21 protein-coding genes are annotated in these 19853 nt (G+C 71.5%); 10 read left to right on the forward strand and 11 right to left on the reverse strand.

Going from position 1 to position 19853, the window contains the following annotated elements:
* From AB0N14_RS33445 to AB0N14_RS33465, 5 genes are all read right to left on the reverse strand, one after another.
* Positions 1-198: LLM class flavin-dependent oxidoreductase (locus AB0N14_RS33445; RefSeq protein WP_366029460.1), on the reverse strand; the 198-nt coding region annotated here is incomplete at its 3' end.
* A gap of 303 nt (positions 199-501) precedes the next feature.
* Positions 502-1086, reverse strand: a complete 585-nt coding sequence (locus AB0N14_RS33450) for a hypothetical protein (RefSeq protein ID WP_366029496.1) — start codon at positions 1084-1086, stop codon at positions 502-504.
* Between the two features lie 4 nt (positions 1087-1090).
* Positions 1091-2641: a substrate-binding and VWA domain-containing protein gene (locus AB0N14_RS33455; RefSeq protein WP_366029461.1), complete on the reverse strand. Its 1551-nt coding sequence runs from the start codon at positions 2639-2641 to the stop codon at positions 1091-1093.
* Positions 2638-3816, reverse strand: a complete 1179-nt coding sequence (locus AB0N14_RS33460; protein ID WP_366029462.1) for a toxic anion resistance protein — start codon at positions 3814-3816, stop codon at positions 2638-2640. Before AB0N14_RS33460 ends, AB0N14_RS33455 begins: the two co-directional genes overlap by 4 nt.
* Positions 3813-4901: a substrate-binding domain-containing protein gene (locus AB0N14_RS33465; RefSeq protein WP_366029463.1), complete on the reverse strand. Its 1089-nt coding sequence runs from the start codon at positions 4899-4901 to the stop codon at positions 3813-3815. The genes AB0N14_RS33460 and AB0N14_RS33465 overlap by 4 nt, the downstream gene beginning before the upstream one ends.
* A 311-nt stretch (positions 4902-5212) precedes the next feature.
* On the opposite strand from AB0N14_RS33465, the gene AB0N14_RS33470 reads away from it, so the two are divergent.
* Together AB0N14_RS33470 and AB0N14_RS33475 are read left to right on the forward strand one after the other, a co-directional pair.
* Positions 5213-5956, forward strand: coding sequence for an SGNH/GDSL hydrolase family protein (locus AB0N14_RS33470; RefSeq protein WP_366029497.1), 744 nt, complete (start codon positions 5213-5215; stop codon positions 5954-5956).
* An 87-nt stretch (positions 5957-6043) separates the two neighbouring features.
* On the forward strand, positions 6044-6274 hold the full coding sequence (locus AB0N14_RS33475; protein WP_366029464.1) for a hypothetical protein: 231 nt from the start codon (positions 6044-6046) through the stop codon (positions 6272-6274).
* Between the two features lie 11 nt (positions 6275-6285).
* On the opposite strand, the gene tatA is transcribed toward AB0N14_RS33475, so the two are convergent.
* From tatA to AB0N14_RS33495, 4 genes are all read right to left on the reverse strand, one after another.
* Positions 6286-6543, reverse strand: coding sequence for a Sec-independent protein translocase subunit TatA (gene tatA, locus AB0N14_RS33480; protein ID WP_366029465.1), 258 nt, complete (start codon positions 6541-6543; stop codon positions 6286-6288).
* A gap of 155 nt (positions 6544-6698) precedes the next feature.
* Positions 6699-9260 (reverse strand): magnesium-translocating P-type ATPase, encoded by a 2562-nt coding sequence (gene mgtA / locus AB0N14_RS33485; RefSeq protein WP_366029466.1) that lies wholly within the window; start codon positions 9258-9260, stop codon positions 6699-6701.
* The gene (locus AB0N14_RS33490) at positions 9250-9606 is read right to left on the reverse strand and encodes a metalloregulator ArsR/SmtB family transcription factor (RefSeq protein ID WP_366029467.1); all 357 of its coding nucleotides are present in this window, start codon (positions 9604-9606) and stop codon (positions 9250-9252) included. Before AB0N14_RS33490 ends, mgtA begins: the two co-directional genes overlap by 11 nt.
* Before the next feature lie 107 nt (positions 9607-9713).
* On the reverse strand, positions 9714-10118 hold the full coding sequence (locus tag AB0N14_RS33495) for a MazG nucleotide pyrophosphohydrolase domain-containing protein (protein WP_366029468.1): 405 nt from the start codon (positions 10116-10118) through the stop codon (positions 9714-9716).
* Positions 10119-10213: 95 nt separating this feature from the next.
* On the opposite strand from AB0N14_RS33495, the gene AB0N14_RS33500 reads away from it, so the two are divergent.
* Positions 10214-11212, forward strand: a complete 999-nt coding sequence (locus tag AB0N14_RS33500; RefSeq protein WP_366029469.1) for a TAXI family TRAP transporter solute-binding subunit — start codon at positions 10214-10216, stop codon at positions 11210-11212.
* Between the two features lie 120 nt (positions 11213-11332).
* On the opposite strand, the gene AB0N14_RS33505 is transcribed toward AB0N14_RS33500, so the two are convergent.
* On the reverse strand, positions 11333-12754 hold the full coding sequence (locus AB0N14_RS33505; protein WP_366029470.1) for a HAMP domain-containing sensor histidine kinase: 1422 nt from the start codon (positions 12752-12754) through the stop codon (positions 11333-11335).
* Positions 12755-12763: 9 nt separating this feature from the next.
* Positions 12764-13450, reverse strand: coding sequence for a response regulator transcription factor (locus AB0N14_RS33510; RefSeq protein ID WP_366029471.1), 687 nt, complete (start codon positions 13448-13450; stop codon positions 12764-12766).
* Positions 13451-13794: 344 nt separating this feature from the next.
* On the opposite strand from AB0N14_RS33510, the gene AB0N14_RS33515 reads away from it, so the two are divergent.
* The 7 genes from AB0N14_RS33515 (at position 13795) to AB0N14_RS33545 (ending at position 19844) form a co-directional block, all read left to right on the forward strand.
* Complete coding sequence (locus AB0N14_RS33515; RefSeq protein WP_366029472.1) at positions 13795-14571, forward strand: amino acid ABC transporter ATP-binding protein; 777 nt, start codon at positions 13795-13797, stop codon at positions 14569-14571.
* A gap of 142 nt (positions 14572-14713) precedes the next feature.
* Positions 14714-15553 (forward strand): glutamate ABC transporter substrate-binding protein, encoded by an 840-nt coding sequence (locus tag AB0N14_RS33520; RefSeq protein ID WP_366029473.1) that lies wholly within the window; start codon positions 14714-14716, stop codon positions 15551-15553.
* A 77-nt stretch (positions 15554-15630) separates the two neighbouring features.
* A complete protein-coding gene (locus tag AB0N14_RS33525; protein WP_366029474.1) occupies positions 15631-16296 on the forward strand; it encodes an amino acid ABC transporter permease in 666 nt (221 codons plus the stop codon).
* Positions 16293-17177 carry an amino acid ABC transporter permease gene (locus AB0N14_RS33530; protein WP_366029475.1) on the forward strand — a complete coding sequence of 295 codons (885 nt, stop codon included), beginning with the start codon at positions 16293-16295 and terminating at the stop codon, positions 17175-17177. The genes AB0N14_RS33525 and AB0N14_RS33530 overlap by 4 nt, the downstream gene beginning before the upstream one ends.
* A 172-nt stretch (positions 17178-17349) precedes the next feature.
* Entirely contained in the window at positions 17350-19032 is a 1683-nt protein-coding gene (locus tag AB0N14_RS33535) for an FAD-dependent monooxygenase (protein ID WP_366029476.1), read from the forward strand.
* A gap of 112 nt (positions 19033-19144) precedes the next feature.
* A complete protein-coding gene (locus tag AB0N14_RS33540) occupies positions 19145-19231 on the forward strand; it encodes a putative leader peptide (protein ID WP_315986099.1) in 87 nt (28 codons plus the stop codon).
* Positions 19232-19301: 70 nt separating this feature from the next.
* Positions 19302-19844, forward strand: coding sequence for a cysteine dioxygenase (locus tag AB0N14_RS33545; protein WP_366029477.1), 543 nt, complete (start codon positions 19302-19304; stop codon positions 19842-19844).
* The last annotated feature ends 9 nt before the right edge of the window (positions 19845-19853 follow it).

Genomic DNA, 19853 nt, shown 5'->3' on the forward strand with positions numbered 1-19853 from the left:
GTAGCCGAGCATCGTGGTCGGGGAAGACGGCACGAACGGCGGGTTGTGGTGCTCGCCCGTCGCGAAGACGTCCAGACCGACCTCCTCCGCCTTCAACGCGATGGCGACGATCGCCTTGATGCGTTCGTGCTCCGACGGGGTACGGCCGTTGGTCGGATCGGGGGTGAGGTCCCCCACCGAGAAAATTCCGAACTGCATGGGCGCCTCTTCGTTCCGGCAACTGTCTGGGTTCCGGAAATGTAGGCACCGGCCGGACGGTCGTCGTGCCTGTGCGTGCAGAGGGGCTTGCCCGTCAGCGCCCTCTCCCTGACCCGGCGTGGTGGGCCGCGCTCCGTTCGACCCCGAGTGTGCGGCGTCGGACAGCGGCCGGAGACATGCGGGAGCCGGGCCGCCTTCGTCACGGACAGACTTGAGCCGCGCCTGAGGCAGGTGGCGTACGTGGGGCACATGACGCACGGACGCGCCTGATCCGGCCCTTCCGGCCGGGAGGCAGCCGTGAGCTCACTGCGAGCGGTCCTCCAGATACCGGGTGTGGGTCTCCTGCCGCCGTGCCTCGGTCTCCCGTACGGCCGCGGCCAGTCGGGCCGCCTCGTCGTGGAGGAGGCCCAGCTGTCGTTCCAGGTGGCGCTCCGGGGGCTCCTGCCCCGGCGCCAGCCGACTCCACCAGCGGGTTCGCACGAACGTGTCGACGGCTTCCGGTACGTCCTGCCGCACGGCCCGTGACAGCATGTGCACGCCCTCGGGGTCCTGGGCGAGCACCTCGGCGGCCCAGCCGGGGTCCAGCAGCGCGGCCAGCAGCTCGGTCAGCTCGGTCAGCCGCCCGGAGGCGGCGGGCGGCAGCTCGACGTCCGCCAGATAGCCGCGCAGCTTCTCGAAGTCGGCGCGCAGTTCGCCCAGTTGTGCGGAGGGGTCGGGGAAGTCGGGCGGCGCCGGGCGCTCGGGGGGCGCGATCAGTGCGCCCACTCCGTAGAGACCGGCGACCACGAGGGGCCAGTACGCGCCCGCGACGCCCGTGAAGGTGAGGACGAGGCCGACGAGTCCCAGGGCGCTCCCGCTGAGGTTCTTCCGGGACTCGACGTAGCGCATGAGCCTATTGGTAGCCACGGATCTCCTCGAAGGCTCCGTCGAGCGACTCCTTCCGGGAGTCGAAAAGGCGGCCGCCGGTGAGTTCGGCGATGTGCTCCAGCTCCGCCCGGTCGGAGTCGCCGAAGAGGATGGGGAAGACGGGGATGTCGCGCTGGTGGCCGTCCAGTCGGCGGTGGAAGGTGTCGAAGTCGCCGGCCTCGGATCCGGTGGTGTTCTCGCCGTCCGTCATCAGCACGATCGACGTGAAGGTGTCGCGGTCGTCGCCGAGCTGCCGGTACGCCTTCTCCAGGGAGGTGTAGATCGCGGTGTCGCCGCCGGCGTCGAGAGCGCGGGTGTCCTCGCGGATGGCGCCCAGGCCCTGCTGCGGATCGGCCGGCTCGACGACATGCGTCGTCACGTTCTTCACGTCCGACCCGAACGGCATCAGCGTGACCTCCTCGCGGTCACGGAAGTCGCCCGTGAGACCGAGAAGGGCCTTCTTCAGCCGTGCGAGGCGGTCGCCCTCCATCGATCCGGAGGTGTCCAGGACGTAGACCGTCCGGGAGGGCCGGCGCAGCGTGTTCTCGTAGGAGTCGAGGAGGTGGTCGGCGACGGAACGGGTGCCGGGAAAGGGCAGTTCGCGCCGTCGACCGGTGTCCAGACCGGCGGCCGGCGTCACGGACGCGACCACCGGGCGGCGGTGCGTACGGTCGGTGATCAGCCGCTGCACGGCCGGGGTGCGCAGGGCGTCGGCGAGGCGGCGGACGTCCTCGCGGATGCCCGGGCTCGTCGACGCCAGGGAGGAGAGCGGGTAGTCGGCGGTGACGACGCCGTCGCGGGGGCGGATCACGGTCAGGCCCGGAATGCCCTTGAGGACGGACTCGTAGTTGAGCAGGGCGTCGACGTCGTCTCGGCGGGCGTAGGCGGAGGCGAGCCATCCGGACGAGCCCGACGTGAGCTTCTGTCCCTTGAAGAACTCCTTGAGCTGCGGGGTGGCCCTGGCGACGTCCGCGTCGGTGAGGGCGGACTGGGCGCCGGACAGCCCGGAGGCCACGGAGATCAGCGTGGAGAAGCCCGAGTTGGAGCGGGCCGGGTCCGTCATGCCGTAGGTCAGCCTGCCGTCCCGCACTGCCTGCTCGATCTGCGACCACGTCACGTGGTCGGGCTTCCAGCGCAGGGCGTTCACCGTCTGCGGCTTGACCCCGATGGCGACCGGACTGGACATGACCGGCGTCTCGGAGACGATCTTCTTCGCGGCGTCGGGGCGCAGCCGGAGGTAGTCGTCGGAGGAGAGCCACAGCGCGTCGTAGCGCCCGTCCACCTTCCCCTTGGCAAGCAGGTCCACGGCGTCGAGGGTGCCCATGTAGGTGGGGCGAACAGTGATGCCGGTGGACGTGCGAACCTGGTCGAGGACCGGGGTCATGTCGCTGAGTTCGCTCGATGCGAGGATGCGGAGGGTGCCGGGTTGCGGGGCGCCGTTGTCGACGTTGCCCTCGGCGCTGTGCTTCTGTGCCGTGCACGCCGTCAGCAGGGCGACGAGCCCGGCGAGCACTGCCGTATGCCGTCTCCGTCTCATGCGAGCCCTCCCTCCAGCGCCCCCTGCGACCGGCTCCGCTCCAGATACGCGCTCGCCTGCTGCAGTTCCGCCGTCAGCGACTCCACGGTGGCCGCCATGGTCTCGGTGGCCTGGACCTTGTAGGTGTCGATGGCGTCGAGGGTGCGGTAGATCTGCTGGAAGGCCGAGCGGAGGGTCTCCGCGCCGACCGCCGGATCGGCGGCGATGCGCTGGATCTCGCCGCTCTGGGTGGCGAGCATCTCGGAGTTGCCGCGGACCAGGTCCTCCGTCGTGCCGCGCAGGGCGTTCACCTGGTCGACGACCTTGCGCTGGTCGTCGAGGGCGGAGGCCAGCATCACCGAGATGCGCAGGGCGGAGACGGTGGTCATGGCGGCGCGGTCGACGCCCTTGATCAGTTCGTCGTTGTTGCGCCGTACGACGTCCATGGCGAGGTAGCCCTGCGCGCACACCGCGAGCTGGGTCAGCAGGTCCTGGTGCTTCTGGCGGACGGGGAAGAGCACGTCGGCGCGGAGGGTGTCGGCCTGTGCGGGGTCGGTCGCCTCGACGCCGGAGACGTGCTGCTCGACGGCCGTGTCCAGGGCCTCGGTGAGCACGACGTACTCCTGGAGCTTGCCCATGGTCTCCCACAGGCGGACGCGTTCGGTCTGCAGGGCGGCGTTGTCACGGCGCAGTTCGTCCTGACCGCCGCGCAGGGATCCCACGATCTTGTTCAGGGTGCCCTGTGCGGAGGCGTACTTGGCGACGTGGTCGCGCAGCTTGTTGCCCCCGGGCAGCCGGGAGAGGAACTTCCGCCCCTTGCTCGCCGGCAGGTCGCGCGGGTCCAGGTCCTCGACCACACGCCGCAGTTCGACGAGCGAGCCGCCGACCCTGGACTGGGCGTCCTCGCCCTTGCCGGGCAGGCTGCGCAGGGTGCGTTCCAGCATGCGGTTGGACTGGGCGGCGGCGGTGCGCATGTCGCTCGCGCCGAGAGCGGTGATCTCCCCGACCTTGCCGGCGAACTCGGGGGAACGGGCGTCGAGGGCCGCGAGCCCGTCCACGTAGGCGGCGGCCTTCTGGGCCATCTCCGCACGGACGGAGGCGTCGAGCGGTACGAGCCCGCCGGCCTTCTCGCGCGGCACGGGCGCGACGGGCTCGGGCGGCGTGAGGGTGAAACTGTCGTTGTCGATGCCGGTCATGTCTGGTCCCCCTGGTTCCGGGCCCGGCGCGCCATCTCGTGCAGCACCGCGGAGGTGGGCACGGGCGCCTGCCGGATACCGGTCAGCTTCTGGTTGAGGTACGAGGTGTACGGGGCGGTGGCCGCCGTGAACTCGGCGGCGTCGCCCTGCGGCCGGAACCCGTGCCGGACGGCGAGCTCGCGCAGCGTGGGGTCGGCGCCTAGGAGTTCCCCGAGGGCGCGGCCCGTCTGAGTGAGCGGCACGACCGTGTGGTCGCTGTTGGCCGTGGTGTCCGGGTACAGGACGGTGAGGTCGTCCGCGCCGTGGCCCTCGCGCAGCAGGGACGCCACCTGGGACTCGTACACCAGGACGAGCGGGTTGCCGACGCCGCTGACGAAGTCGCGGAACGCGGCGTCCGTGCTGGGTTGTTGGGCGCCCTGGACGCTGATGAGTTTGCGCAGGAGGGGCGCGGTGCGGTCGACGTCGGCGTCTCCGGCCGCGACCCGGCCGCCGTTCGCCACGTAGCCGGCGGCGGCGAGGTAGAGAGCGCCGGAGTTGGAGGTCTCCGGATCGGTGGTCGCGATGTAGAGGGTCCCGGTCAGCTCAGCGTGCGCCTGGGCACCCTTGAGCTGCTGCCAGGTGCGGTCGTGCCGCGCGGCGTCGAGGTAGGCGGTCATGTGGAGGGTGCCGCGGTCGTGGTCGAGGGTGGCGAGCCCGTTCTCGGCGAGCACCTGGGCCGCGCTGCGGTGCGCGACGACGACCAGCGGCGAGTAGAAGGGCCGCGGCAGGGGCTGCCGCGCGTGGTACTTGGCGGCCAGCGCGTCGGCCGGCGCCTGGCTGGAGGGCAAGGCGAAGTCGTAGCCCTTGAGGTTCAGTTCCTCCATGGCCCAGGAGCCGGACGTCTCGGTCCTGACGGTGTAGCCCTTGGCGGCAAGGGCCTTCACCACGGCGGGATCGGCGAAGAAGTCCGCCTTCTCCGATCCGATCACGCCTCGCACGGTCTTCGTTGCCGTGCCCGTGTCCCGTCCCTCACGGCCCGCCACGACGGCTGCCACCACGCCGCCGATCAGCAGCACCGCCAGGACGATTCCTGCGATACGTCTCACGCGAGGAGCGTTCTCCCGGAATCCAACATTCCACACGGCGTCACATGAACACCGGGTGACGGGCGGATCCCGGTATGCAACGGGAGCGGGGAGTTCCGGTGGAGGAGGAGTGAGAGGAAGAACGCAGGCACCCGCACTCCACGCCCCGGCAAACCCTGAACGCGACGCCTATGCAGGGAGAATTCTTGGCATGAACACTTCCCATGAGTGGTTGCCCGCTGTACGACATGAGAGCCGGCTTTCCCGCTCTGGGAGGTTTCGTGAGACGCATCAAGTCGCTGTCAGCCCTTGCCACGCTGAGCCTCGCGATCATGTTCAGCCTGGTACTCACCGGTCCGGCACATGCCGCCGGACCCGCGTACGTCGCGCTGGGAGACTCGTACTCGGCGGGCAACGGCGCGGGAAACTACGACAGTTCGAGCGCCGACTGCCACCGCAGCTTCAGCGCCTACCCCTACCTGTGGAAGAACGCCCACGCGCCATCCTCGTTCGCCGACACCTCCTGCTCGGGCGCGGCCACCACGGATGTCACGGGCAGCCAGCTCGGCCCGCTGAACTCCGGCACCGGGCTCGTCTCGCTCACCGTGGGCGGCAACGACGCGGGCTTCTCGGACGTCATGACCACCTGTGTGACCGGCTCGGACTCCGACTGCGTCAACCGCGTCGACCAGGCCGAGAGCTACGCCCGGAACACACTGCCCGCCCGCCTGGACGCCACCTACGACGCGATCCGCGCCAAGGCGCCCAACGCCAAGGTGGTCGTACTGGGTTACCCGCACGTGTACACCCTCGACGTCTTCTGCGTCGGCCTCAGCGACACCAAGCACCGCAAGATCGACGAGGCAGCGGACGTCCTGGACAGCGTCATCGCCGGCCGGGCCGCCGCCCACGGCTTCGTCTTCGGCGATGTGCGCACCACCTTCAAGGGCCATGAGCTGTGCTCCGGCGACGGCTGGCTGCACTCTCTGGTGGCATCGCCGAGCTGGGAGTCGTACCACCCCACCGCCACCGGGCACGCGAACGGCTACTACCCGGTCCTCAACGCCAACAGCTGACCGCAGGCGAGCCGCCGGAGCGTCCGACGCCGGACCAGTGGCGCACCTCACAACACTTCAGCGGTTGCGCAACTCTAAAGTTCAGACATGGATCTTCATGTCGCGACGAAGTGGGAGACGGCGGTGCTCGCCGGAGGGCCGGCCGACGGCCTGCGCATGCAGGTCGCGGGCCGGCCCTCGGTGCTGCAGGTGACGTACCCGTGCCGGGTGGAGTCCCCGGCGGACGGCGTACGCGTGGAGGCGCTGTACGTCTACCGGCGCCAGCTGGGCGTGAACTGCGAGCCACTGGCCTACGGCTACGACAGCGCCAGCCCCTGACGGGCGCGGCCTCAGCCGGCGGCGGCCGGCGGCCGCTCCGTGGCCGTCTCCGCGGAGGTCCGGACGGCCGTCGGCTCCACCGGAGTGGGCGCGGAGGCGGCGGGCGCGGACGCGTTCTCGTCCTTCATCGCCTTCGCCTCGCTCTTGAGGATGCGCATCGACTTGCCCAGCGCCCGGGCGGTGTCCGGGAGCTTCTTCGACCCGAACAGCACGATGACGACGATCGCCACGATCAGCAGGTGCCAGGGTTCCAGTCCGTTACGGAGCATGTCGCGCCCGCCCTTCCTCGCGTCGGCCGAGGACGCCTCTCGCCGCTCGCCCGTGCCATGTTGGTTGCTACGTTGCGCAACTGTACAACCCGTGGTCGGCGGCGAAGCCGAGCCGAAGACGAATCGAGCGGAAACGACAGAACCCGACCGGCCGGTCAGCGCTGCGCGCCGGACCGTCGTTCGTAGCGCGCTTTGACCGCCCACAGGGCGAGCGCGTACAGGGCGAGGACGGCGGCGAGCAGCAGGTAGTACGCCACCGGCAGCGCGGTCAGGCCGAGCACGGAGCCCAGCGGGGACAGCGGCAGCAGCAGCCCCACGGCGGCCAGAACGGCCGCGGCCCGTCCGAGCGGGCCCGGCGTGCGCCCCTCCGCGACACGCCGGCCGGACCTCAGCAGCAGCATCACCAGGGCCTGGGTGAGCAGGTTCTCCGTGAACCACGCCGAGTGGAACACCGCGTGGTCGTCGAGCGCGTCCGGCCCGTGCAGCGCGAGCGCCAGGACGCCGAAGGTGGCGAGGTCGGCGACCGCGTTGAGCAGTCCGAAGCCGGTGATGAAGCGCAGGAAGTCACGCGGTCGCAGCACGGTGGGCCGGGCGAGGGCCCGAGCCGCGGGGCGGTCGTAGGCGAAGGCGAGCTGGGCCGCGTCGAAGCACAGGTTCTGGGCGAGGACCTGGGCCGGGAGCATCGGCAGGAAGGGCAGCAGCAGGCCCGCGGCGAGCATCGCGACGACGTTGCCGAGGTTCGAGGAGAGCGTGACACGCAGATACGAGGCGATGTTGCCGCTGGCGTGACGGCCGGCGGCGACGGCGTGGTCGATCGCGGTGAGGTCCTTGTAGACGAGGACGACGTCCGCGCTCTCGCGGGCCACGTCGACGGCGTCGCGCGGGGCGACGCCCACGTCGGCTGCGTGCAGCGCGGGCACGTCGTTGACGCCGTCGCCGAGGAAGCCCACCGTGTGCCCGGCCGAGCGCAGGTCGGTGACGATCCGGGCCTTGTCCTCGGGGGTGCAGCGGGCGACGACGGTCGCGGCGGCGTCGTCCGGGGCGCCCGCGGCCCGCACCCGGCCGGGGTCGAGGCCGAGGTCACGGCAGACGCGGACCGCGGTGCCGGGGTGGTCGCCGGTGAGGATCCGCACGGTGACGCCGCGGGCGGCGAGGTCCCGCAGGGCGCGGGCGGCGGTCGGGGCGAGGGCGTCCCGGAAGGTGACGAAGCCGCGGAAGGTCAGGCCGCGTTCGTCGGCGGGGGTGTAGGGGCGGGTGCGAGCGGGACGGTCGGCGGTGGCGACCACGAGCACCCTGAGGCCGTCGCCGGCCTCGCGCGCGGCCCGTGCCAGCAGGCGCTCACGCTCGGCGGGCTCCAGCGCGCAGCGCTCCAGTACGTCCTCGGCGGCGCCCTTGACGACGAGGACGTGCCGGCCGAGGCCGCCGCGGACCACGGCGGTGGCGCGCCGGCGGACCGGGTCGAACGGCAGCGCGGCCACGCCCTGGCAGTCCTCCCAGGCACCGTCGGCCGCGTCAAGGATCGCCTCGTCCAGGGCGTCCGGGGCGGGCAGGTCGGCGAGCTGGAGGGTCCACCAGGCGCTGACGGCCGCCCAGCGCAGCGCCTCGGGCGCGTCCTTGCCGTCGCCGTCCAGGGCGCGTTCGACGACCGGCCGGCCCTGGGTGAGGGTGCCGGTCTTGTCCAGGCACAGCACGTCGACGGCGCCGAGGTCGTGCAGTGCCGGCAGACGTTTGACGATCACTCCGTGGCTGCGGGCGAGCAGGGAGGCGCCGCGGGCCAGGCAGGTGGTGACGATGACCGGCAGCATCTCGGGGGTGAGACCGACGGCGACAGCGACGGCGAAGGGCAGCGTCTGCAGGCCCCGGCCGCGCAGCGCCGCGCCCGCCATGAGGACCAGCGGCGGGGTGAGCAGCATGAACCGGATCAGCACCCAGGAGATGCCGTGCACGGACCGGTCGAAGGCGCTCGCCCCGCGTGCGGCGGGCGTGCCGTGGGCCCGCGCGAACCGGGTCCGGGCGCCCGTGTGGAGGACGAGCGCGGTGCCGCTGCCGGAGGCCACGCTGCTCCCCTGGAAGCAGAGGTGGGGCTGGGCGAAGGGTCCGCCGCCGAAGGCGCCGGGGACGTCGGGCGCGCTCTTGGCGACCGGCGCCGACTCGCCGGTGAGCGCCCCCTGGTGCACGGCCAGGCCGCCGACGCGCAGCAGGCGTACGTCGGCGGGGACGAGGTCGCCGGGCCCGAGCCGGATCACGTCGCCCGGCACCAGTTCGGCGGCCGGTATCTCGCGCTCGCACGGCGGACGATCCGCCTCCGGTCGGCGCACCACGGTCGCGGTGGTGGCGACCAGGTCGCGCAGCGCGGCCATGGAGCGGTCGGCCCGGTGCTCGCCGGTGGCGCGCAGGACGCAGCTGACCACGACGAGGGAGAGGATCACACAGGCGGTGCCCCAGGCGGTGACGGTCGCCGAGACCAGGCCGAGGCAGAGCAGCACACTTGTGAACGGGTCGCGCAGCCCGCGGACGAAGCGCCGGGCCCAGGAGGCCGTACGGGCCTCGGGGAGCACGTTCTCCCCGGCCTCACCGAGCCGGGCCTCCGCCTCCGCCTCGGTGAGCCCGCGCAGACTGCTCTCCAGGCGGCGCAGCTCCTGAAGGGACGTGGGGCCGCCGGCGCCGGGGTCCGGGCCGGGCGGGGGTGCCGGCGCCGCGGCGGTCTCAGAGACCACGGAGCCGGGGTGCCGGGACGTCGGCCCGGGCGGCACGGTCGGTCAGCCGGCCGACCAGGAGGCGCACCACGGTCACGACGTCCGCGTCGTCGACGAAGTACACCTGGCGGCGGCCCTCACGGCGGGAGCCGACGAGTCCGGCGAGCTTGAGCTTCGTCAGGTGCTGGCTCACGGCGGGCAGCGCGCCGCCGACCCGCTCGGCGAGCCCGGTGACATCGCTCTCGCCCTGCGCGAGCGCCCACACGATGTGCAGCCGCGCGGACGAGGCCAACAGCCCGAAGGCGGCGGCCGCCTGGGACAGCACCTCGGCGGACGGATCCTCGAAACCACCGCCGACTGCCGTCACCGTGGGCCTCCTGTTCACACCGGGGTCATCTCGTCCTTGCAAGGGGTCAGTCTAGGCGGGCTCGTCGGGCCACGGCCGCAGAGCCGGACGCCGGGGCGGTGCTGTCCCTACCGCTCCGCTGGCGACCAGCCCTGGCGGCGCAGGACCGCCGAGACGTCAGGGGCGCGGTAGTGGTCGCCCTTGAGGACCTTGCCGTCGACCCGGCGCGACACGGTGCCGTCCGGGCCGATCTTCGTCATGTTGGCGCGGTGGATCTCGGCGATGACGGCGTCGAGGTCGATGCCGTGCACCAGGGCCGTCCCGTACGCCACGTACACGAGGTCGGCCAGCTCGTGCGCCAGCCGGTCGAGCGGGCCGGTGACGGACACCTCGGCGACCTCCGCCGCCTCCTCGGCGAGCAGCTCACCACGGTGCGCGGCCAGCTCCGGGGAGACCTCCGTCGGCTCGGTACGCACGTCGAGACCGAAGGCGAGGTGGAACTCACGGACGAGGGAGGCGGGGGAAGGACGCATCCGCCGACCCTACCGTTCGCCTCCACCCGTCCTTCGCCCTCCCCTTGTCGGTCCCGGCCTGGTCAGAGGGGCCGCGGCCTGGCAGGATCGCGCGCATGCTTCAGGCACTCCCCCGTATCGGCAGACGCCGCGCGCTGCTGGGCTCGGCGGCCGCGTGCGCGGTCCTCGGGCTGCTGCTGTGGTGGCTGCTGCCGATCGGCGGGGAGTCCCCGAGCGGCACGGTCACCTTCAGTACGGGCACCCCGAGCGGCGTCTACGAGAAGTACGGCACCCTGCTGCGGCAGACGATCGCCCGGGACATGCCGCAGCTGGACGTACGGCTGCAGAACAGCGACGGGTCGCAGGAGAACGTGCGCCGGGTGGCCACCGGGAAGGTGGACTTCACGATCGCGGCGGCCGACGCGGTGGAGACGTACCGGCTTCAGAACGGGCCCGGCGCCGGCCGGCTGCGCGGCTGCGCCCGGCTGTACGACGACTATGTGCACCTGGTGGTGCCGCGGTCGTCCGCCGTGCGGTCGGTGGCGGACCTGAAGGGCCGCACGGTCGCCGTCGGGCCGGGCGGCTCCGGGGTGCGGCTGATCGCGGAGCATGTGCTGAAGGCGGCCGGGCTGGACCCCGAGAAGGACATCACGCCGCTGTCCGACGGCATCGGGACGATGCCCGGGCTGCTGAGGCAGCACCGGATCGACGCGTTCTTCTGGTCGGGCGGGCTGCCCACCGGCGCGATCACGGATCTGTCGCAGCACTTCCCGGTCCGCCTGGTGCCGATCGGCGGCGACCTGGTGGCGAAGCTGCACGCGCAGGGCGGCGCGTCCCGCTACTACCGTGCCGCGGTGATGCCCGCCGACGCCTATCCGCAGGCACAGCAGGGCGTCTCCGTGCAGACCGTGGCCGTCGCCAACCTCCTGGTCACGCGTCAGGACATGAACGCCGACCTGACCGACGAGCTGACCCGCGTGGTCATCGACAGCCGCGACCGGATCGGCGCGCAGGTGCACGCGGCACAGCTGGTCGATCTGCGCACGGCGATCTACACGGACCCGCTGGAACTGCACGACGGCGCGCGGCGGTACTACCGGTCGGTGAAGCCGTAGTTCCCGCCACGTGGTCGCGTGCTCCCCTGGAGGCTTGGCTCCAGACCCCCGATCGGCCTGAACGGTCTCGTCCTCGAACGCCGGACAGGCTGATGGCGCCCTGCCCCGGCCGCGCGTCCCTCAGACCCCGGCGCGCCCCGCCCCCGTCGCCGTCCGCGGGAGCGACACCGTCACCCTGAGGCCGTGCGGCTCGCGATGCGCGTACGAGATCGAACCCCCGCCCGCCGCCAGCAGCGTATGGGTGATCGACAGACCGAGGCCCGAGCCCTTGATGTTCTGGTGGGCGGCGCTGCGCCAGAAGCGGTCGCCGACACGGGAGAGTTCCTCGTCGCTGAGGCCCGGGCCGCCGTCGGTGACCACCACCGTGGCGGTGTCGCCGGCGGCCGCGACCTCCACTTCCACGTCCTGTCCCGCGGGAGTGAACTTCACCGCGTTGTCGATGACCGCGTCCAGCGCGCTGGACAGGGTCACGGGGTCCGCCCAGGCCGTGGTGGCCGGGCAGGTTCCGGTCAGCCGTACGCCCTTGGCCTCGGCGGCCGGCCCCCAGGCCGCGACCCGCTCGGCGGTCAGCGCGCCGATGTCGGTGAGCCGCAGGTCCGCCTCCGCGTGCTCGGCCAGCGCCAGGTCGAGCAGGTCGTCCAGGACCTGGGCGAGGCGCTTGCCCTCGGTCCGCACCGAGGCGATCTCCCCGTTGCCCTCCGGCAGTTCCAGCGCGAGCAGTTCGATGCGCAGCAGCAGCGCGGCCAGCGGATTGCGCAACTGGTGGGAGGCGTCGGCGACGAAGGCGCGCTGCTGCTCGAGGACCTGCTCGACGTTGTCCGCCATCTCGTTGAACGACCGGGCGAGCCGCCTCAGTTCCGGCGGCCCGCCCGCCGCCGCGACCCGGGACTTCAGGCGTCCGGTCGCTATGTCGTGGGTCGTCGCATCCAGGACCCGCACGGGCCTGAGCACCCATCCGGTCAGCCGCAGCGCCGCGCCGACGGCGAGCAGCATCGCGGCGACCTCCCCGGCGCCGATGAACAGCCAGCCGTGCAGGATCCCCGACCGCATCTGCCCGGTGGGCGAGTCGGTGACGACGACCGCGACGACGTCACCGTCGCGGATGACCGGCGAGGCGACCACGAGCCGGCTGCGCTGCCAGGGCCAGACCTGCTCGGGATCGTGGCTGCGCCGCCCGAGCAAGGCCTCGTTGAAGGCGTCGCGGCCCTCGCCCTTCTCGGGCAGGAACCAGTCCCCCGGCGCGTTGGCCATGGGCGTGTCGTCGCGGTAGAAGACGCCGGCCCGAATGCCGTACACGCTGTAGTACATGCGGAGTTCACCGGCCAGGGTCTCGCCGCGCTCGTCCGTGACGTCGGCCCGGGAGCCGGTGGGCCGGTCGGTGACGAACTGTGCGAGGGCGGCGAAGCGCGCCGTGTCGTCGATGCGGTCGACGACGACCCGCTGCTGCTGTGCGGCCGCGAGGCTCACCGCGAGCGGCACACCGAGCGCGAGCAGCACGGCCGCCATCAGGACGATGAGTAGCGGAAGGAGACGTGTGCGCACCCGTACCCGCTACGCGGCCGGGGCGACGAGCCGGTACCCGACGCCGCGCACGGTCTCGATCAGCGAGGGCATGCGCAGCTTGGAGCGCAGGGAGGCGACGTGCACCTCCAGCGTGCGCCCGGTCCCCTCCCAACTGGTCTGCCACACCTCGCTGATGATCTGCTCACGGCGGAACACCACACCGGGGCGCTGGGCCAGCAGGGCGAGCAGGTCGAACTCCTTGCGGGTCAGCTGGATGACGGAGCCGTCCACGCTGACGCGGCGGGTGGGGAACTCGATGTGCACGGGGCCGAGGCGCAGCGCGGTCTCGGTGACGCCGGTGTCGTCCAGGTGCGGGGTGCGGCGGCTGACAGCGTGGATGCGCGCGAGCAGTTCCCCGGTGTCGTACGGCTTGACCACGTAGTCGTCGGCGCCGAGGTTCAGGCCATGGATCCGGGACCGTACGTCCGAGCGCGCGGTGACCATGATCACCGGGGTGCCGGTGCGCTTGCGGATCTTGGCGCAGACCTCGTAGCCGTCCTGGTCGGGCAGGCCCAGGTCGAGGAGGACGACGCCGAAGCCGGCGCTCTCGGGGACCAGCGCCTGGAGTGCCTCCTCGCCGCTGCGGGCGTGTGTGACCTCGTAGCCGTGCCGGGCCAGGACCGCGGACAGGGCCGCCGCGACGTGGTTGTCGTCCTCGACGAGAAGCAGTCTCATGCCGGCCCCCTCCGGTTATATCGGCCCTACGGTCTCTGTGCGCTCCCTACGTGCGCGAGGGCGGTGCCCCCGCGCCGCACCGGAATGACGTCACCCACCCGAACGCGTGGGCACGCGCGCGTGCACCAAGGAAGTCACGCCGATGAACGAGGACGCCGTCAAGAGGCTTCGGGTCGCGGGCGGCTTCCGTTACCCAGCCGGTACGCGGTCCGCCGGATTCGCTACGACCCGTGTCCGGCCGCTACCGGATCGTGATGCTCAGATCTCCCTCAGATGTAATGACGCAGGTCGTGCGGCCTCACTACTGTCCTCCGAAACCGAGCGAGGACGGAGCCAGTGAGCACATGACCGAAGTATCGGTGGCCAAGGACTCGGTGGCCGCGACCGACGAACTGGTCGTCCTGAGGAGCGTCAACAAGCACTTCGGCGCGTTGCACGTGCTCCAGGACATCGACCTGACCATCGCGCGTGGTGAAGTCGTCGTGGTCATCGGCCCCTCCGGGTCCGGCAAGTCCACCTTGTGCCGCACCATCAACCGTCTGGAGACCATCGACGCGGGCGAGATCCTGATCGACGGCAGGCCGCTGCCCCAGGAGGGCAAGGAGCTGGCCCGGCTGCGCGCCGACGTCGGCATGGTCTTCCAGTCCTTCAACCTCTTCGCGCACAAGACGGTGCTCGAGAACGTGATGCTGGGCCAGATCAAGGTCCGCAGAACCGGCAAGCAGAAGGCCGAGGAGAAGGCGCGCGCGCTGCTCGACCGGGTGGGCGTCGCCACCCAGGCGGACAAGTACCCCGCGCAGCTCTCCGGCGGCCAGCAGCAGCGTGTCGCGATCGCCCGCGCGCTGGCGATGGACCCCAAGGTCATCCTCTTCGACGAGCCGACCTCGGCCCTGGACCCCGAGATGATCAACGAGGTCCTGGAGGTCATGCAGCAGCTCGCCCGGGACGGCATGACCATGGTCGTGGTCACCCATGAGATGGGCTTCGCCCGTTCGGCCGCCAATCGGGTGGTCTTCATGGCGGACGGGCGCATCGTGGAAGAGGCCACGCCGGAGCAGTTCTTCAGCGCCCCGCGCAGCGACCGCGCGAAGGACTTCCTCTCGAAGATCCTGCACCACTGAGGCCCCGCGCCGGGCGCCATCCGTCCGCGTCCTCTGTCCGCTCACCTCACCCCGAGCGTCCCACCGCCGACACCGCGCACGGCCCGCCTCCCGGGCGCCGGTCCCCGGTCCGCATCTCTTCACCACGCAAAGGATGTTCACCATGAAGCTCCGCAAGGTCACCGCGGCCACGGCCGTCGTCCTCGCCCTCGCCACCGCCGCCACCGCCTGCGGGTCGGACAAGAAGAGCGACAGCGGCTCGTCCTCCGGCGGCGGCAAGACGATCAAGATCGGTATCAAGTACGACCAGCCCGGCCTCGGCCAGAAGACGCCGCAGGGCTACTCCGGCTTCGACGTGGACGTCGCCACGTACGTCGCCAAGCAGCTCGGCTACAACGCCGACCAGATCGAGTGGAAGGAGTCGAAGAGCGCGGACCGCGAGACCATGCTGCAGCGCGGCGACGTCGACTTCATCGCCGCCACGTACTCGATCACCCCGAAGCGTCAGGCGAAGGTCGACTTCGCGGGCCCGTACCTGCTCGCCCACCAGGACGTGCTGATCCGCGCCGACGACAACTCGATCAAGTCGCCCTCGGACCTGAACTCCAAGAAGCTGTGCTCGGTGACGGGCTCCACCTCTGCCCAGAACGTCCACGACAAGCTCGCCCCGAAGGCCAACCTGCTGCAGTACCCGACGTACTCGGCCTGTCTGACGGGCCTGCAGAACGGTGCCGTCGACGCGCTGACCACCGATGACTCGATCCTCGCCGGTTACGCTTCGCAGGCCGCCTTCAAGGGCAAGTTCAAGCTCGGCGGCTTCAAGATGACCAACGAGAACTACGGCATCGGCGTCAAGAAGGGCAGCGACCTCAAGGCGAAGATCAACAGCGCCCTGGAGAAGATGGTCTCGGACGGCTCGTGGAAGACGGCCGTGGAGAAGAACTTCGGTCCCGCGAACTACAGGTACGAGCCCGCGCCGAAGATCGGCAACATCGTCCAGTAAGCAGGGCTCCGCGGGTGCGCCGTCCTCGGGGGAACGGCGCACCCGGGCCTGTCCGACACGCGGAAGCGCGGGACCTCATGTTCGACTTTCTTGATCACTACGACGTGCTGGGAGCGTTCTGGACGACGGTGCAGCTCGCCGTCCTGTCCGCGATCGGCTCCCTGATCTGGGGCACCGTGCTGGCCGCCATGCGGGTCGGCCCGGTGCCGCTGATGCGCGGTTTCGGGGCCGCCTACGTGAACACCGTGCGGAACATCCCGCTGACCGTGATCATCCTGTTCACCTCGCTCGGTCTCAACCAGACCCTGCAGGTCCAGCTCGGCGCGACCGACTTCAAGGTCGTCAACTTCCGGCTCGCCGTGCTGGGTCTGATCTTCTACACGGCGGCGTTCGTGTGCGAGGCGCTGCGGTCCGGCATCAACACCGTGCCCGTCGGGCAGGCGGAGGCGGCCCGTGCGCTCGGGCTGAACTTCACTCAGGTGCTCACGCTCGTCGTGCTGCCGCAGGCGTTCCGCTCGGTCGTCGGCCCGCTGACGAACGTCCTGATCGCGCTGACGAAGAACACCACGGTGGCGGCCGCGATCGGCGTCACCGAGGCGGCCCTGCTGATGAAGGAGATGATCGAGAACGAGGCCCAGCTCCTGCTGATCTCCGCGGTGATCGCCTTCGGGTTCGTGTGTCTGACGCTGCCGACCGGCCTGATCCTCGGCTGGGTGGGCAAGAAGGTGGCGGTGAAGCGATGACTTCCGTCCTCTACGACGCCCAGGGCCCCCGGGCCAAACGGCGCAACGTCGTCTACACGGTGGTGTTCCTGCTCGCCGTGGCCGGGCTGGGGTGGTGGGTGTTCACCAGTCTCGACGACAAGGGCCAGCTCGACTGGGAGAAGTGGAAGCCCTTCTTCGGTGGTACGGAGGCCTGGTCGACGTACATCTGGCCAGGCCTGCAGAACACGCTCGAGGCGGCCGCCCTCGCGATGCTCATCTCCCTGCCGCTGGGCGCGGTCCTGGGCATCGCACGGCTCTCGGACCACGCCTGGGTGCGGATCCCGGTCACGATCGTGGTGGAGTTCTTCCGCGCCATCCCGGTACTCGTCCTGATGATCTTCGGCCTCGCCCTGTTCGCCCAGTACACAAACGTCAGTTCGGACGATCGTCCGCTGTACGCGGTGATCACCGGCCTCGTCCTCTACAACGCCTCCGTCCTCGCGGAGATCGTCCGCGCGGGCATCCTGGCCCTGCCGAAGGGCCAGTCCGAGGCCGCCCTGGCGATCGGTCTGCGCAAGAACCAGGTGATGCGCTTCATCCTGCTGCCGCAGGCGGTCACCGCGATGCTGCCGGCGATCGTCAGCCAACTGGTGGTGATCGTGAAGGACACGGCGCTGGGCGGCGCGGTCCTCACCTTCCCGGAACTGCTGGCCTCGGTGTCACCGATGAGCTCGTACTACGGTGCCAACACCATCGCCAGCTTCACGATCGTGGCCGTCATCTACATCCTCATCAACTTCTCGCTGACGACGTTCGCGAGTTGGCTGGAGAAGCGGCTGCGGCGGGGCAAGAAGTCGACCGGCGCGGTGCTGCCGCCGGCGGCGGTCGGGGCGGCCGAGTCGACGGGCGCGGCCGCCTGACGGCTCCTCAATCCCTCGGGACCCGGAGGGCAGTGGCGTCACGCCACTGCCCTCGTGGCTTGACGGGCGCTGCGGCAATGGGTTGCATACGGTGTGTGATCGTGCACCCCGCTCCACCTGCCTGTTCCCGAACGTTCCCCCACACACCACGCAGGGCGGGGGGCGCCACACCGTGGACCCGGTGATCATCGTGGGAGCGGGGCCCGTCGGGCTCTCGCTCGCGTTGGCTCTGGCACGGCAGGAGGTGCCGTCCGTGGTCCTCGACGAGGGCCCGGGCAAGGACGAACAGCGGGCCGCACGCACGGTCGTGCTGCGCGAGGACACGGCCGCCCTGATGGAGCGCCTGGCCGGAGTGCCGCTCACCGGGCCGGGGCTGCGCTTCACCGGGTGGCGGTCGATGCGGCGCAAGCAACTGACCCGGAAGGTCGCCTTCGAGCCGGACGGCACGGCGCACGAGCGTGGCAGCGGATACGGCCCCACGGCCGAGCGGGCCTCCGAGGGCCGCAAGGGCACGGCGGAGGACCCCGGAGGGCCGGCACCGCTGCACATCGCCCAGCATGTGCTGACCGGAGCCCTGCGCACCGCCATCGCCGGACAGCCACTGGTCAAGGTCGCCGTCGAGAGCCGCCTCGACGCCCTCGAACAGGAGCCCTCCGGCGTCACCGCGCACACGCGCGGCCCCCGGAGCACCTGGTGGCGCGGCAGCCACCTGGTCGGCTGCGACGGCCCCCGCTCGACGGTGCGCAAGCTCCTCGACATCCGCTTCCCCGGCCGTACGGCGGTGGAACGGCACGCCGTCGCCGCCCTGCGCGCCGAACTGCCGTGGGCCGGCGAGGCGTTGCTGCACCGCATGCCGCCGTGGCGGACGTCGGGCCCCTCGGGCGGCGAGATCACGGCACGGCCCCTGCCCGACGGGGTGTGGCGGCTGGACTGGCTGCTGCCGCCGGGCAAGGACCTGGTCACGCCCGAACTGCTGGTGGCCCGCATCCGGGAGACCCTCGCCGGATGGAACGGGGGCACCGCCCCCGCCTACGACCTGCTGGACACCGGCGTCCACACCGCCCACCACCGGCTCGCCCGCCGCTGGCGCGCCGGCCGGGTCTTCCTCGCCGGGGATGCCGCGCACCTGCTCGGAGCGCTCGGCACACAGGGCCTCGACGAGAGCCTGCGGGACGTCGACAACCTCGCCTGGAAGCTGGCACTGGTCTGGCACCACGGGCCGCACGAAGCGCTGCTCGACAGCTACCAGGCGGAGCGCCGCGCCGCGGTCGCGGCCCGGCTGCGCGCCGCCGACCAGTCGCTGCCGCTGCTGCGCGGCGGCGGGGGCCTGCGGTCCTACGTACCCGGGTCCGCCCGCGGCCATGACGCGCTCCTGACGGACGGCCACCTGGGGCGGGGCGCGCTGGGCACGCCGGGGACGTACGCCGCCTCCCCGCTGGCGGCAGCGGACGGCGAGTCGACGGCGGTCGTGGGCACGGAGCCCGGAGCGCAGGTGGTGGACGTGCGGGTGACCGCGGAGGACGGGGCGTTCGTACGGCTGCGGGACCGGCTCGGCCGCGGATCGCTGCTGGTGGTGCTGGTCGCGCCGGGCACCGGCGTATGGGAGCGCAAGCACTGGGTGTCGGCCGGGATCATGCCCCGGCTCGCGGCGGCGGTGACGGCCCTGCCGCACCCCGCGGAACTGCTCGTCGCCGAGAGCTACCCGGGCGCCGCCGCCCACACCGTCCTGCTGATCCGACCGGACGGCCATCTCGTGACGGCGCTCGCCGGGGTGCGCCCCGCGGATCTGTACGCTGCGGCCGAGGCGGCACTGGGCGGCCCGGCGAAGACGCAGGCGACGGCGAGCGCGCGCTGAGGCGCCGTGCCGCCGTGTGAAGCAAGGCCGTTGCCTCAACGCACGGTCACCATGAGGTCCACATGGTGACCGTGAGTTGACCGGTCGGCACCGCCATGGTGTACTCCGGAGCATGACCGACACGTATGCGCGCCTGTGGCGGAGGGTCCATATGGACCTCGTCCGCTATGCGGGCTGCGTGTGTCGCCCGTCCTGTTGATCTCGCTTCCTTCACCGCGCGCAGTGCCCCTGCCGCCGCGCGCCCCGGCGAACCCTCAGGACGGTACCCCTTGTCTGTCTCCCCTTCTGTGCCCCTGTCCGCGGACTCCGCCCGGACCGAGGCTCCCACCCAGGCCGAACTCCTCGACTTCGCGCGCCGTACGGCCGCCGACGCGGAGCTGATCGCCTCACTCCCGCTGGACCCCGAGGGCCGTACCTGGGTACGGCTGGAGGGCCCCGGCGGCAGCGAGGCCTGGCTGATCGGCTGGCCGCCCGGCACGGGCACCGGCTGGCACGACCATGCCGAGTCCGTCGGCGCCTTCGTCACCGCATCGGGCGAACTCAAGGAGAACTCCCTCGCGGTCCGGCTGCCGTCCGACGGCTGGAAGACCCTGGAACTCACCGACGGAGTCGACCGCGAGCGGCGGCTGCCGGCCGGTAAGGGCCGCTCGTTCGGCCGGCATCATGTGCACGAGGTGCTCAACGAGTCCACCGAGCGACACGCCGTCTCGGTGCACGCCTACTACCCGCCCCTGCCGCAGATCCGCCGCTACAGTCGCACGGGGCAGGTGCTGCGTCTGGAGCAGGTCGAACGCCCGGAGGACTGGCATTGAGTTCCGCAC

This window comes from Streptomyces sp. NPDC051104 (assembly GCF_040682835.1).
Classification (GTDB): Bacteria; Actinomycetota; Actinomycetes; order Streptomycetales; family Streptomycetaceae; genus Streptomyces; species Streptomyces cynarae.